This window comes from Colwellia hornerae (genome assembly GCF_007954355.1).
GTDB lineage: Bacteria > Pseudomonadota > Gammaproteobacteria > Enterobacterales > Alteromonadaceae > Colwellia_A > Colwellia_A hornerae.
Map to the genome: position 1 here is coordinate 37198 of NZ_VOLR01000021.1, position 14163 is coordinate 51360.

General features: G+C 37.3%; 11 protein-coding genes. 4 read left to right on the forward strand and 7 right to left on the reverse strand.

Annotated elements, in window-relative coordinates; all coding sequences use genetic code 11:
* Nucleotides 1-6: 6 nt before the first annotated feature.
* The 5 genes from ESZ26_RS14460 to tyrS all read right to left on the reverse strand — a co-directional run bounded on the left by ESZ26_RS14460 (nucleotide 7) and on the right by tyrS (nucleotide 8065).
* Entirely contained in the window at nucleotides 7-1395 is a 1389-nt protein-coding gene (locus tag ESZ26_RS14460) for a nitrous oxide reductase family maturation protein NosD (protein WP_146800206.1), read from the reverse strand.
* Nucleotides 1396-1529: 134 nt separating this feature from the next.
* On the reverse strand, nucleotides 1530-3422 hold the full coding sequence (gene nosZ, locus ESZ26_RS14465) for a TAT-dependent nitrous-oxide reductase (protein ID WP_146800173.1): 1893 nt from the start codon (nucleotides 3420-3422) through the stop codon (nucleotides 1530-1532).
* Between the two features lie 62 nt (nucleotides 3423-3484).
* Nucleotides 3485-5617 (reverse strand): transcriptional regulator NosR, encoded by a 2133-nt coding sequence (gene nosR, locus ESZ26_RS14470; RefSeq protein ID WP_146800174.1) that lies wholly within the window; start codon nucleotides 5615-5617, stop codon nucleotides 3485-3487.
* Between the two features lie 597 nt (nucleotides 5618-6214).
* Entirely contained in the window at nucleotides 6215-6481 is a 267-nt protein-coding gene (locus ESZ26_RS14475; RefSeq protein WP_146800175.1) for a hypothetical protein, read from the reverse strand.
* A 378-nt stretch (nucleotides 6482-6859) separates the two neighbouring features.
* A complete protein-coding gene (gene tyrS / locus ESZ26_RS14480; protein WP_146800207.1) occupies nucleotides 6860-8065 on the reverse strand; it encodes a tyrosine--tRNA ligase in 1206 nt (401 codons plus the stop codon).
* Between the two features lie 264 nt (nucleotides 8066-8329).
* Between tyrS and ESZ26_RS14485 the strand changes: the two genes are divergently transcribed.
* The 3 genes from ESZ26_RS14485 (at nucleotide 8330) to ESZ26_RS14495 (ending at nucleotide 11206) form a co-directional block, all read left to right on the forward strand.
* Nucleotides 8330-9691: an OapA family protein gene (locus ESZ26_RS14485; protein ID WP_146800208.1), complete on the forward strand. Its 1362-nt coding sequence runs from the start codon at nucleotides 8330-8332 to the stop codon at nucleotides 9689-9691.
* Nucleotides 9692-9726: 35 nt separating this feature from the next.
* Nucleotides 9727-10851 (forward strand): anhydro-N-acetylmuramic acid kinase, encoded by a 1125-nt coding sequence (locus tag ESZ26_RS14490; protein ID WP_146800176.1) that lies wholly within the window; start codon nucleotides 9727-9729, stop codon nucleotides 10849-10851.
* Between the two features lie 163 nt (nucleotides 10852-11014).
* Nucleotides 11015-11206, forward strand: coding sequence for a hypothetical protein (locus ESZ26_RS14495; protein ID WP_146800177.1), 192 nt, complete (start codon nucleotides 11015-11017; stop codon nucleotides 11204-11206).
* Between the two features lie 65 nt (nucleotides 11207-11271).
* On the opposite strand, the gene ESZ26_RS14500 is transcribed toward ESZ26_RS14495, so the two are convergent.
* Both ESZ26_RS14500 and ESZ26_RS19135 read right to left on the reverse strand, forming a co-directional pair.
* The gene (locus tag ESZ26_RS14500; protein ID WP_146800178.1) at nucleotides 11272-11550 is read right to left on the reverse strand and encodes a hypothetical protein; all 279 of its coding nucleotides are present in this window, start codon (nucleotides 11548-11550) and stop codon (nucleotides 11272-11274) included.
* Nucleotides 11551-11646: 96 nt separating this feature from the next.
* Entirely contained in the window at nucleotides 11647-13254 is a 1608-nt protein-coding gene (locus ESZ26_RS19135; protein WP_170246389.1) for a methyl-accepting chemotaxis protein, read from the reverse strand.
* A gap of 566 nt (nucleotides 13255-13820) precedes the next feature.
* Between ESZ26_RS19135 and ESZ26_RS14510 the strand changes: the two genes are divergently transcribed.
* A complete protein-coding gene (locus ESZ26_RS14510) occupies nucleotides 13821-14162 on the forward strand; it encodes a PadR family transcriptional regulator (protein ID WP_146800179.1) in 342 nt (113 codons plus the stop codon).
* Nucleotide 14163 lies beyond the last annotated feature (1 nt).

Genomic DNA, 14163 nt, shown 5'->3' on the forward strand with positions numbered 1-14163 from the left:
ATATCCTTAATGCTCTGCGTGTTGCAGATCAGCAGATTGATTATCTGCCGTGTCAGTTTTTAGTGCCTCGGCATTAATTTTTTGTACTTTTGAGATAGATTCATCAGTATTTTGATGGTGTGGTGATGACATCAACGGAAAACTGTCCTTCACACCGGGTGGTTTTAGCACGGGAAATTGACGTTGCACCCAACGTAGAATAATAATCGCCGGGCTGTCCATCAACATTTTCATTTCTGGGTATTGCCAAACCAACTTGTCAATACCATCGTTTGGTTCAAACATCACATCGCCAATGTTATCGTTATTCATGTCCCAACCGAGGTAATTACTCCAGTAATTCCCTTTACCCTCCATACTCCACTCTTGCTTTTTATTGGAAACGTACTTCACTTGTGTGGGGTTATTAATAAAACTGTTACCATAAATTTTAATGTTTTCTGAACCAGCCGTTAAATGAATGCCTATTTCAGCGCCTTCCACAAGATTGTTTCTTAAGGTGTTATAACCTGAATTATAAACAAAGAGCCCTTTACCATCACGGCCTAATACTTTATTTTCAGGCTTTGTCCAAACACGTTTAACAACATTATTACTGATAGTTGACTGTGTTATATAATTAAATAAAAAACCATAGTCTTCACTGTCTATCGTGGTATTACCGCTGATAATTAATCGCCTAGAACTCATTAGCGCATAGCCAGCTCGCGTGTTATAAGCAAAATTATTAATCACCGAATTGTCGTATGAATACATATAATGAATGCCGTATCGTAAGTCGTGCAGGGTATTATTTTCTAAAATATTCTCTTGACTAGAAATAATATAAAGCCCATCACGGGTGTTAAATATTTCATTTCCTCGGACTTCAGCATGTTTCACGATAGAAAGCTGAATACCGTTACCTCTATCGGCTGAACGTAAGCTCAAATTACCTTCAACGGTATTATTAAGAACTTTTATGTGTTCGCTTTTTTGTAACCAAATACCAAAGCCATCACCTTTAAGCTTGTTATTTTCAATTACGATATGGCTGGATTTTTTTTCAGAATAAATAGCAGAATGCTGCTCAGTAAGGTTACTTCCCCAATTAACTATGGTGAGGTTTTTTATAGTGATGTTAGAGTTTTTCAGTAGCAAGGCATGACCATCACCTTGCGCATCAATAATCACTTTGCCTAAATCATCTTGTTGGGCTGAAAGTGTAATGGCATGATCAATAATAAAATTGCCTAAATAAAGACCGGGAGCAAGAAGGACAACATCACCATCAACGGCTTTATCAAGCTGTTGTTGTAAATTATCTTGTGGCGTCAGCTTAATATTTTCAGCAGAAAGAGGCTTAATAAAAAGACAAAATAGACTAATAAATATAAACGCTGATTTGCATTTCACCAAGGGAAAACCACCAAAAATCAATAATATTTGTAAGTAAAAAGAGCATATCACCTTTTAATGATATGCCCTTGATCTGGATTAACTTCGTTAGACGTTAAGCCTATTAAAACTATAATGGACTTAACTTAGCACTAAGCTTCAACCAACATACGACCGCGCATTTCCATGTGTAACGCATGACAGAACCAATTACAGTAATACCAATAAACACCGGGTTTATTTGCCATAAAAGTAATAGAGGCAGTCGCTTGTGGACCAATTTCCATTTGCGCGCCGTGATCAGTCATACAAAAACCGTGGGTTACATCTTCTACTTTGTCAAGGTTAGTCACGATAACAGTCACTTCATCACCTAACTTCACTTTAAATTCAGTCATACCGTAAGTTGGCGCGATTGAGGTCATGTAAACGCGTACTTTTTTACCATCACGAATAATTTTGTTTTCAGAGTAAACATCTACGCCATCACGTTTTGCTATAGCAATGGTTTCCGCAAACATTGGATCCGTACGAGGCCATAATTTTAATGGTTTCATTTTAGTGCGGTGCACCATCATACAGTCATGCGGTTCAGCAAATGCCGGTCCATCGTGAACAATTTTCATTTCATCACCTGAAATGTCAATTAATTGATCGTTTTCTGGACGTAAAGGACCAACAGGTAAGAATCTATCTTTAGAAAACTTACATAAAGAGACTAACCATTTACCATCGGCATCACGTGTTTCTCCCATTGTAGTGTGGTTGTGACCGGGTTGGTAATGAACGTCTAGCTTTTGACGAATATAGTTCACTTTCTTACCGTTGTGCGCATCAATAGCGTCTTGGACATTCCACTTAGCAATCTGGCTATCAAGAAATAATGTTGTGTACGCATTACCTTTGTTATCAAATGCGGTATGAAGTGGACCTAAACCTAATTCCGGTTCAGCAATAATCGTATCACGCGGTTTAATTTCATCAGCAAACAATGCATCTAATTTTTTAATTGAGATAATTGAAACGGTTGGTGATAATTTACCGTTAGCGATGAAGTACTCGCCATTAGGTGACGTGTTCAAGCCATGTGGTGATTTAGGAACAGGAATATAACGCGTTAATTGAGAGCCTTTACGACCATCTAAAACCGGTACATTGTTACCATTATAGGTTTTGAATTTACCCGCCTTAACCGCGGCTTCACAACGCGCTAGACTAAATACAACAACATGATCGCGTTCAGATGTGATCATTTCACCTAAGCTCATCCCCATTTCTGAGTTGTAACATGTCGATGCAAAATATTTTCCATCGTAATCAGCGTCGGTGTTATCTAAATTACCATCGACAATAACTTGGAAAGCCATTTCCATCGTTTCTGCATCAATCACGTTATATATTGAACGATAAGTACTAACATCTTCCAAAGAGGCTTTACCGTCGTTGACAATTGGCACCTCAAATTCGCCATTACACACTATGTACTTGGTATAAGGGACTTTTTGTACACGTAAACCGTGAATCGCCTGTGTGTTAGGAACGGTAAGCATTTTATCCGTTTTCATTACATCACAGCGAATACGCGCTACACGTGTATTTGATTTATCGTTAATGAAAACATATTTACCGTTGTAACGACCGTCAGTCATACTCATATGAGGATGATGCGTATCACCAACCATAATGTTGGCACTGTCGCCTTTAATACGCTTTGACTCATTTGTTAAGCCCCAACCTGTCGCACTATCGATATTAAAGACCGGAATACGCATTAACTCACGCATTGATGGAATACCCATAATACGCACTTCGCCGGATTGACCGCCAGACCAAAAACCATAGTATTCATCAAGGTCACCTGGATGAACAAATGCTTTGTTTTTTGAATATTCTGCAGCATTAGCCTTTGCCGTGCTCGCAAACATAGCTGCCGTCATTGGAGCAGCAACAACACCAGCACCTAATATCGCTGTTTTACCAAAAAACTTACGTCTACCTATGTTCTCTAACTCTACGTTATTAGAGCTTTTATCGTCATTACTCATTACTCTTCTCCATTATGGTTAATTTTTTAATCTTTATTTCAAAGCTTACTTTTATTTACTTGCTAACCGACATTTACCGTTTCTATTTCTGTTTCTTTATACTTTGCTTTTTTGCGCGCTAATTTTTTCAATGGCGGGCATTTCTCATCGTTAAAATAAGTGACTTGGCAATCGAGACAATAGTGACACTCGCGCATATTGATCACGCCATTAGGATCAATAGCTTGAATTTCACATTCTTTAGCGCAGGTTTTACACGGCTGACCACATTCCGGGCGACGACGTAACCAGCTAAATAAACGAATGCTATTACTGGTTGATAATGCAGCGCCTAATGGGCACAAGTAACGACAAAAGAATTTGCGATTAAAGATATTGATAATCAAAAGTGCTGATGCATATAAAACAAATGGCCATTCTCGATCAAACTTTAATAAGAACGTGGTTTTAAAAGGTTCAACTTCAGCGAAATGCTCAGCCAATGATAATGATTCCATCGACAAACCAAAAAGTGCTAATAAAATAAGATATTTAATGGCCCATAATCTTTCATGAACGGCCCAAGGTAATTCAAATTGTGGTATTTTTATGTAGCGAGCAAAGATATTCATCAACTCTTGTAAGGCACCAAATGGGCACAACCAGCCACAATAAACCGCCCGGCCCCATAAAATCATAGTAACGGCTGCCGCTCCCCATAAAATAAATATAATCGGGTCGAGTAAGAATAGATCCCAGGAAAAATCAGACATTAAGGCTTGTAAGAAAGTAAACACATTGACCACAGACAACTGCCCACCCCATGACCAACCAATAAAGACGACGGTGATAATCAAAAACAAATGACGGAAGTTGTGCATAAAGGTTGGATGGCGTACCAATATATCTTGAAAAAACAAACTCATAACAACGATAGCAAGTAGAATTATCAAGATAATGACTTCAGCTTCTTTCTCTTGCCAAACTTCTTGAATCAAAGTTAACTCTGGCTCAGGATAAATAACAGCTGGGCGGTCAACGTATTTATCTAATGTATGATAATCGCCTTTAAAAGAGGTAAATAAGCTATCAACTGCGCCTAATTGGCGGCGAACAAGTAATTCTACCTGCCAATCAACCCCCGGGTTAAACTGATGCTTGCCGCGGACAATAAATAATGACATTTCTTTAAATTTAGGTGCGCCAGCAATATAAAGATCAGTAACACGGTTATGATCTAAATCACGAAAGGCAAAGGCTTCGTTATTTTGTAGTATTTGAATACGATCAAAAATACCACCTCGCACATAACCCGACCCTTTATAGGAATAGCCATTTCCCAGCATGACAATGGCATGTTCATCTTCTTTGAGACTTCCCATTAGCCACTTATATTCACTATCGCCTAATAAGTTACGACCAACGGATGGAATATCTGCTTGAGCGAAGTAAATTTCAGCAAACAAGTCTTGTTTTTGCTTGTCACTCGCTTCATCAATATGTTCAACGCGAGTACCTATAAAAGCTTCATCTATGGCTTTTCTATTTAACGCTAATTTACGAATTGAACCGTCACCAACCAGCGTTTGCCAATCAGCCTTGAGATAAAAGTCTGGATATATTGTCGACATTGGTTGAATAATGTCTTGGCTAGCTTTAATAATACCTAAGGAGCGAGCGACTTTAGTTGCCGCTTTAGTAATAGCGACATTCATCACCATGACGGTAACAGTTGCACCAGAAAGGCCATCAATATGGATTACACCTTCCTTGTTATTGCCACCGACCTTTAATCGGTCACTTACTTTTAAACCATTATATTGATCAGCAAATTCATAAAGTTTAGTTTCAGGGATACCTGCAAGAATAATAGGCTCATGATGCTCGAGCACTTTTGCCCCTAAATAAACACCTAGAGGACTAATCGCTACCAACATGTTTACGGGTTCCCCCGAGTAGGCAGGCATTTTAGCTAAATCGTTAGTTTCAAAAGCATAGCCAATAATGTCTTTTTCTTTATATATGGTCCAAATTAATGGTTCACCTTGCTTATCTGATATTGATGTTGCTGCTGGAAATATTTCATGGATAAGCGGAATAGGGTCTTTAGGCGGGCTAACAAACAAAGCTTGTGCGGGCATGACTACAGATAAAAATGTCAAAAGCATTAGTAGTAAACTGTTAATTTTAGATGTATTCACTCTATTTTTAGCCATGACTTAACGTTCTTTTATTTAATTTTTAATTCAGTAAACCTAAAGGGTGCTACTGCGACAATATGTCGCATATATTACGCTCAAGGTGAAATAGTGATCTGATGTAGATCAATAAACAAAAGAAAAATAGCCCTAAAAAGTATAGGGTTAAAACAAAAGTGCCATAAAATGAACTAACAGTGAGCGTCTAAGAATAACGACAGTACCAGTAGTATCAAGAGTGGCTAACTTAACTGAGACAACTTAACTGAGACAACCACAGTGCCGGTAGAGTAATGGTGGTGGTATTAATGCTGGTGGTAGTAATGGTAACAATAGTATCAATGGCGCCGGCAGTAGTAACAAAAGTAGCTAACTTAACTGAGACAAACACAGTGCCGGTAGAGTAATGGTGGTGGTATTAATGCTGGTGGTAGTAATGCTGTTGGTATTAATGGTAACAATAGTATCAATGGCGCCGGCAGTAGTAGCAAAAGTAGCTAACTTAACTGAGACAACTTAACTGAGACGAACACAGTGCCGGTAGAGTAATGGTGGTGGTATTAATGCTGGTGGTATTAATGGTAACAATAGTATCAATGGCGGTAACTAGCATCACTATCGTATATGGATATCCGGCGTGGTATTAATGTCGCCGTCTTCACTTATTGTAGCTGGTGTACCATTTTTTAAAACAAGGACAGCACTACTGCCGCTCGATGTAAAACGAGTAAAGCGGAGTTCGTAACCATATTTAGTTAAACTTAGTGCAGCAAAACGTTGGGCTAGCGTCAATTGTTTCCAATTATTATCAGATTCTGGCTCACTGCCATCAAAATATTGTCGCCGTTCGATTAAGTTATTTCTCTCGGATTTATTTTCCATAGTGCGGCTCAATACTGTATTTAATATTTGGTTCAACAAAGTAACAACTCGACAACTTAAATGAGTGGAATCTATCGGGCAATCATCTTAACTCGATATTAAAAATAATGCACAAATCATTCCAAATTCAAAAAACTTCTTATTAGACAATAAACTAGCATAAAAATGCTCTATAAATACTACCATATTGAACGCTAGTGTAAAAAATTTCGACGAATAAGGATTAAACAGCCAACTTTATTTAAGGACCGATACAATCAACAAGCGTCAAGAATAAAAGGTCACTATGATTTTAGTTGGCAAAGCAAATAACTGTTATTGAGCTATAAAAAAACCAGTAATAAATACTGGCTTAAACATAGATAAAAATATATCTGGTTATTTTACTGTTACTTTAGCAAATTTACGTTTACCGACTTGGTAAATAGCCGTGGTACCCGAAGCAACACGTAGCTTGCTGTCAGTAATTTTTTCACCTTCAATTTTAGCCGCCCCTTGCTTAATCATGCGCATAGCGTCTGAAGTGCTCGCTACTAAGCCGGCTTCTTTTAGTAGGTTAGCAATGGCGATTTCACCACTGTCATCGACTATATTCACCAACTTTTCCTCAATTTCATCAGGCATGGCGCCTTTTTGAAAACGATTAATAAATTCTTGGTGTGCCGCCTCTGCTGCTGCATCATCATGAAAACGAGCAATTAACTCTTTGGCTAAATCGATTTTTACATCGCGAGGGTTCATTCCCTCGGCAATTTTTGTTTTATAAGCCGCAATTTCTTCCATTGGCTTAAAACTTAGCAGTTCATAATAACGCCACATTAATACATCAGAAATAGACATTATTTTACCAAACATTTCTGTTGGGCTATCCGTTATACCAATATAATTATTTAGTGATTTAGACATTTTCTGTACACCGTCTAAACCTTCTAAAAGAGGCATCATCAAAACAGTTTGCGGTCGCTGCCCTTCTGATTTTTGTAATTCGCGGCCCATCAACAAATTGAACTTTTGATCTGTGCCACCCAGTTCAACATCAGCCTCTAACGCTACAGAATCCCAGCCCTGAACTAAAGGATACATAAACTCATGAATGGCAATAGATTGACCACTGGTGTAACGTTTTTTAAAATCATCACGTTCCATCATACGAGCAACCGTTTGACGAGATGCCAGTTTTAACATACCGGCAGCACCTAACTTATCCATCCAAGTAGAGTTAAAAGCTACCGTTGTTTTAGCTGGGTCTAGAATTTTAAAAACTTGTTCTTTATAGGTTTCAGCATTGGCCAGCACGTCTTCTCTGGTTAACGCTTTACGCGTAACGTTTTTACCGGTTGGATCACCTATCATGCCAGTGAAATCGCCAATTAAGAAAATAACTTCATGGCCAAGTTGTTGAAACTGACGCAACTTATTAATTAATACCGTATGACCTAGATGTAAGTCTGGTGCCGTAGGGTCAAACCCCGCTTTAATTTTTAGTGGCTTACCCGTTTTTAATTTTTCTAGTAATTCACTCTCTAGCAAAATTTCTTCTGCACCACGCTCAATTTCAGCAAACGCTTGGCTGACATCAGTCATCGACTTAGCTCCAAAAAATATAATCATAATTTATTGCTCGATTCTACTGCAATAATGCCTTAGGTGAAAAGCCTTAAGTTAATATTTAGGGCAATTGTTCTATTTTTTAATTATTGCCGCTTGTTTTTCAAGAGAGAAATGCCACTGAGTCCCCGAGATCACTCATCTTTACGGTAATTAAATTTTACTCAAGGCTATTTTTTGATATAGTAAACGATAGTTATCGTATTAAGATACATGAAATTAGGTTGTAATCTGTTGAAAATCATAAAAAAATTCTATTTACAGTTACCAAAACAGCATAGAGTAATTATTAGCTCATTCAGCATAATTGTGCTGTTATTACTGCTTATTCCCTCAGAAAAGGCAACAGCCAGTCGTCAATCGACAGATTCATCATTAGAAATAGGCAAACGTTACGCATTAGCTTTACCTGAAGATCAGGATATCACCTTAGACACTCCCACTAGCAATATTGAGCAATCAATAAAAAAAGAAAGTATTACCGCCTCTATTAGCAATGACGATGAGACACTGACTTGGCAAAAAGCAAAAGTACGCAGTGGCGACTCACTTGCTAAAGTATTTAAACGTCTAGGCTATAGCGCGAGAACAACATACGACGTTAGTTCAGCAGAGGGCAAGTACAGTAAACTATTGAAAAAAATTAATGTCGGTGATGTCTTTCAAATAGGCCAGAACGCGACAGGAGAACTAGCTGCACTGACCTACCCGCTATCAAAAACAGAAACTCTATATGTAAAATTACTTGATGATGGCAGTTATCAATCAAGCAAAGAAACCAAAACAGTAGAAATTAGAGAAACAATTGCGCATGGTGTGATAAAAAGTAATTTTTGGAATGCCGGCATAGAATCTGGTTTAAACGACGGACAAATAATTAACTTAGCTAATATTTTTGGTTGGGATATCGATTTTGCTTTAGATATTCGTGAAGGCGATAGTTTTCATGTCGTTTTCGAAAATCGTTATGTTGATGGCGATCACATAGGTACAGGTAAAATTCTTGCTGCTGAATTTATTAATAAAGACGACCCTTTTCAAGCCATTCGCTTTACGGACGGCGAATATTATTCTCCCGATGGCAGAAGTATGCGCAAAGCCTTTTTACGTGCGCCGGTAAACTTTAGATATATCAGTTCAAATTTCAAACCAAAACGTTTTCATCCTATTCAAAAACGCTGGAAAGCTCATCGTGGTACCGATTATCGTGCAAATAAAGGCACACCAGTAGTTGCTGCCGGTAATGGTAAGGTTACTCACTCAACTTATAATAAATATAATGGTAATTATGTATTTATTCAGCATGGCAATGGCATTGTGACTAAATATTTACACTTTTCAAAACGAAAGGTGAAAAAAGGGCAACGGGTAAAGCAAGGCGACGTTATTGGTTATGTTGGCTCAACGGGTATGTCAGAAGCATCGCATTTACATTATGAGTTTTTACTTAATGGCGTACACCGTAATCCAAGAACGGTAAAACTACCTGACGCTAAACCGATCAATAAAAAATATGCTGCTGAGTTTTCGGCATTATCAAGCCAACGCTTAATGGAACTTTCAGGCTCTAGGCAAGCGTTATTGGCGATGCAAACGCATTAACAGATATTTAGCCCGATAATAAATAGCGAGTATAAATGACAAAAGCTAAGTTTTATATTGGGTTAATGTCTGGCACTAGCGCTGATGGTATTGACCTAGCCCTTGTTAGCTTTACTTCTGAAAGTGTCGAACTAGTTGCTAGCTATTACCAAGCTTATGACAATGCTACTCGACAAAAAATCACCGATCTTTATTTGCCCAATCATAACGAAATAGACAGAGCATTTTCACTTGATATTACCCTTGCTCATCAGTTTGATGAGGCAATAAAAAAATTATTACAGCAAGAAAATTTAGTATCTGCTGATATTATTGCTATCGGTAATCACGGTCAAACTATTCGACATCGCCCAACGCAAAATTCAGCTATTGAAGCACCTTTCACTTTACAAATAGGCTGCAATCAAACGTTAGCCGTATTAACAGATATTCGAGTCATTGGTGACTTTAGAACAAAAGATATCGCCTTAGGTGGACAAGGTGCTCCCTTAGTACCAGCATTTCACCAATTTTTATTACCACCGACTCAACATGAAACTTTTTTAGTGAATATAGGCGGCATAGCTAATATCACTTTTCTGCCTAAAAAGAATTCGGCAAAGAGTGTCTTAGGCTTTGATACCGGGCCAGGGAACGCTCTTTTAGATGCATGGTGCTTTCAGCATTCAGGAAATAGATTTGACAATAATGGCGACTGGGGAAGATCTGGAACAATTAACCAAACACTATTAATGCAGTTACTCAGTGATAACTACTTTTCATTATCAGCACCTAAAAGCACTGGTCGTGAATACTTTACTTTGCAATGGTTAGCACGCTTTCTCGCACCTTTGCAAATAAGCACTGTCGACGTTCAAGCAACCCTTACTGCCCTTACTGCTTGTTCTATAGCAGCCGACATTAAAAAAACATCAAATTCAGCAGATGTATATTTATGCGGAGGAGGAGTCGAGAATAATTTTTGTTATAAGCTTTTAAAACAAGAGCTTAACAACTTTAATGTGAATAAGATACATTCACTAAAGCTGAATAATAACGCACTTGAGGCCATGGCATTTGCTTGGCTAGCATTCGCTTATGACAAAAAAATCTATGGAAATATCCCAGCAGTAACAGGGGCTAGAAAGTCAACAGTGCTCGGTTGTGAGTTTTTTGCCTAATTGACTCTAGACCTAAGTCACTTTATCTTTATAATGAAATATTACCTGTTTAAGTAAACATGCTCATTCAGCAGATTAATTGAACTAATCAATCTATTATAAATCTAAGTTACATAGGGTTTATTAATCAATATCAAAACAGCAATTTAGGCGAGGAGGATCAATGAAATTTCATGATATTCATATTGGTATGAAATGCGGTAGTAAAAAAGGTAGTGGCACAGTAACGTGGATTGACGGTTCAACGCGCACTATTTACATGGCAAATACAGAAGAAAACAATAGCTTTGAAGTAGACTTCGAAGAAATTATAGAAGACCCTCAAGCACATAATAATACCGACGCCTATTACTAATAAGTATGGCTACCCACTATATAAAATAAAAAGCCTCTTACAAAGAGGCTTTTTATTCGATAACGTTAACCACCTACCTTCAAATTAGGTAAATTAGTATTAGCAATAGTTGATAATACAAGTGATACCATAAAAAAGAAAAATGTTGTTGCTGCCATCGTTGCTCGAAATACCTCGTCACTATTTTCTGAAAAAGTTAAAATTCCGCCACAAATGATGGCAAGAATAAAACAAATAATACCGCTAACTTTAGCCAATTTTTGTAAAAGACCTTTTTTAGTTTGAGTTAACTCTGTAGTTATTACTTTGGTCGTGCAACTTTCGTTGTCTTTATCTGCTGACATCGTGAAACTCTCCTTAATAATCAATAATGGTATAATAAAAATAGCGTGTTGATGATAATTAAACACAGCCATTTTTTGTTAGTTACCCTGTAAGTATTATATTTTAAATTGCGATAATTGCTGATTAAGCGCGTAAGCTAACTCGAGTAACTGTTCACTTATCTCTTTACCACGTATTGCGTCTTTACTAGATTTTTCAGCTACATTACTAATATTGACAACATTGACATTAATTTCATCCGCCGCTAAATTTTGTTGTTGAGCTGCACTAGCAATTTGTGTATTTAAGTCATCAAGCTCAGTAATTTGAGACGTTATTTCCACTAATAAGCTGGCGACATTCGTTACATCTTCTGCCTTTTCATTTGCCTGCTGGCTAACATCATTCATAGAGTTAACAGCATTACCTGCATCAATTTGTAATCCCCTAATTGTCAACTGGATTTGATCAATAGATTCTCTGGTACGTGTGGCTAATGAGCGAACTTCATCGGCAACCACTGCAAAGCCTCGCCCTTGCTCTCCAGCTCTTGCTGCTTCAATAGCCGCATTTAATGCCAATAAGTTCGTTTGTTCGGCAATACTGGTTATCACCTCTAACACGCCCCCCACTTCATGGGTTTTATCGCTTAATGCCGAGATCATGGCGGTATTATCAATTACCTTATCACGCAATAAACCAATACCCTCTTTTGCTTTTTCGACTAATTCTAATCCTTGAGTTGCCTTTGTACGAACCGATACTGAATTCTCAGCCGCTGTTTGGGTATTACGGTGTACTTCACTGGCTGATGAATCTAATTCATTAATTGCAGCCGCTACAGAATCGGTGCCATTTTTTTGTTCGAGAACAGCGGCTCGCATTAAATTAGATATTTCATCAACACTTTTTGCTGAATCAATTAATTTCTCTGTCGATGATGAGATGGATAAAAAGCTCGAGCTAAATTTTTTCATCATGCCATTTAATGCCACACTGACCGCACCTAATTCATCATCATGGTGCACTTTAATTTCTTGGTTTAAATCTAAATTATCTTCAACATCGTTAATGGTTTTTCTAAGCCGTTTAAGGCGATTAAAAATTAACGTTTTTATCGTCAAACTTAATAACCAAAAACTAACAACAGTAATAGCTAGCTGTAAGATCCCCGCTTGAGTTATAGAACTGATAATTTGCTGGTCAACTTGAGACAGATCATAAGTTACTTTCACCGCACCTAATATTTCATTTTCTTTGACTTGATGACAGGTTAAACAGTTAGTACCACGGTAATCTGAACTGGCACGTATAGGCGAAATAAAACTCATCATTCGCTTACCGTTTCGTTCAAAAACATCGAACGCTTTAGTGCCGTTTATACCTTGTTGTTCAAAATCATCAACCGCTTTTTGATCAGCAAAACCATCACCAAAAATAGCCGTTAAAGCAGGCGCTCGAATAATACGTGCCTCAACAATTTCATCTTGGCTCAGTATTTTATTTTGTATTAACTGACGATTTACTATTGTCCCGGTTAACATCATAGTGTTCACAGAGTCAAAATAATTAAGTGCTAAACTTTCTAGATTGCGTTCAACAAGATCTTCACTGAGCTCTTTTTCATCATAATAAAAGAATATGACTGTGGTACTTAAAAACGCTATTGCGATAAGTACTAATGCAGCATTAATCTTTACTGCCAATGATAGTGTAGAAAACATTGTGTTCATCAACCCGATAGTTAAAAGTCATCAAAGTGTAAATTATTATAATAATAAAACTTTGATTTACTTTATCAATCGAGCATATATTTTTATCTATTTATGATGGAACCAACCGTTTTATAACTCATCTCTTTACTTATTTATTATCTTCATAGATCGATGGCAATTGTAGAAATTGAATAAATATGGCAACTGGAATTATTACGTTTAAGGGTAGTACCTGCCACAAAGCAGTCTAAATTTACGAATAAAAATCATCCGTCATAACGATCACTTTGATACGAGCTGACGTTCCCCACAGATGAGTATATGGAACTTTTGATGATGGATTTGCCCGTAAGTCGCTCAACCTGACTGGCAACAAAGCCACCATAGCCGCCAGTCACGTAATTATATTTGTATGCTCAAAAAGTACTAAAAGCGTATCGGCAATGAATGTCATTAGCTTTAATTAATTGCTAAGACCCATTTTATTTCAATTAAAACTATTAAGTAGATTTAATTATTGACATACAATTAATAAGTTCTATTATGTAGTTATTATTGTATGGATTGAGTTGATTATGGCTAACAAAAAATCTTATCTTGGAGAGTTTGAACACTTAGTCTTATTAAGTGTGATGCATTTAGGTGAAGATGCTTACGGTGTTACTGTACGCAGACATCTTAAAAATACTATTGATCGAGATGTGTCTATTGGAGCATTATATTCAACCGTTGAGCGTTTAGAAAAAAAAGGGCTAATCACATCTAAAAAAGGGGAAGCTAAAGCAGAAAGAGGCGGTAAAGCTAAACGTTACTTTAAGTTGACATCAGATGGCATAACTAATTTGAAATACACTAAGGATAAACTTGAGCTAATGTGGGAAAAGTTACCTGACTTCTTTTCTATGGGAGCGTGTTGAT

Coding starts and splice junctions, on each gene's coding strand:
- nosZ (WP_146800173.1), bottom strand. CDS start 3,422: ATGAGTAATGACGATAAAAGCTCTAATAACGTAGAGTTAGAGAACATA.
- ESZ26_RS19135 (WP_170246389.1), bottom strand. CDS start 13,254: ATGTTTTCTACACTATCATTGGCAGTAAAGATTAATGCTGCATTAGTA.
- nosR (WP_146800174.1), bottom strand. CDS start 5,617: ATGGCTAAAAATAGAGTGAATACATCTAAAATTAACAGTTTACTACTA.
- ESZ26_RS14500 (WP_146800178.1), bottom strand. CDS start 11,550: ATGTCAGCAGATAAAGACAACGAAAGTTGCACGACCAAAGTAATAACT.
- ESZ26_RS14495 (WP_146800177.1), top strand. CDS start 11,015: ATGAAATTTCATGATATTCATATTGGTATGAAATGCGGTAGTAAAAAA.
- ESZ26_RS14510 (WP_146800179.1), top strand. CDS start 13,821: ATGGCTAACAAAAAATCTTATCTTGGAGAGTTTGAACACTTAGTCTTA.
- ESZ26_RS14475 (WP_146800175.1), bottom strand. CDS start 6,481: ATGGAAAATAAATCCGAGAGAAATAACTTAATCGAACGGCGACAATAT.
- tyrS (WP_146800207.1), bottom strand. CDS start 8,065: ATGACTGATGTCAGCCAAGCGTTTGCTGAAATTGAGCGTGGTGCAGAA.
- ESZ26_RS14490 (WP_146800176.1), top strand. CDS start 9,727: ATGACAAAAGCTAAGTTTTATATTGGGTTAATGTCTGGCACTAGCGCT.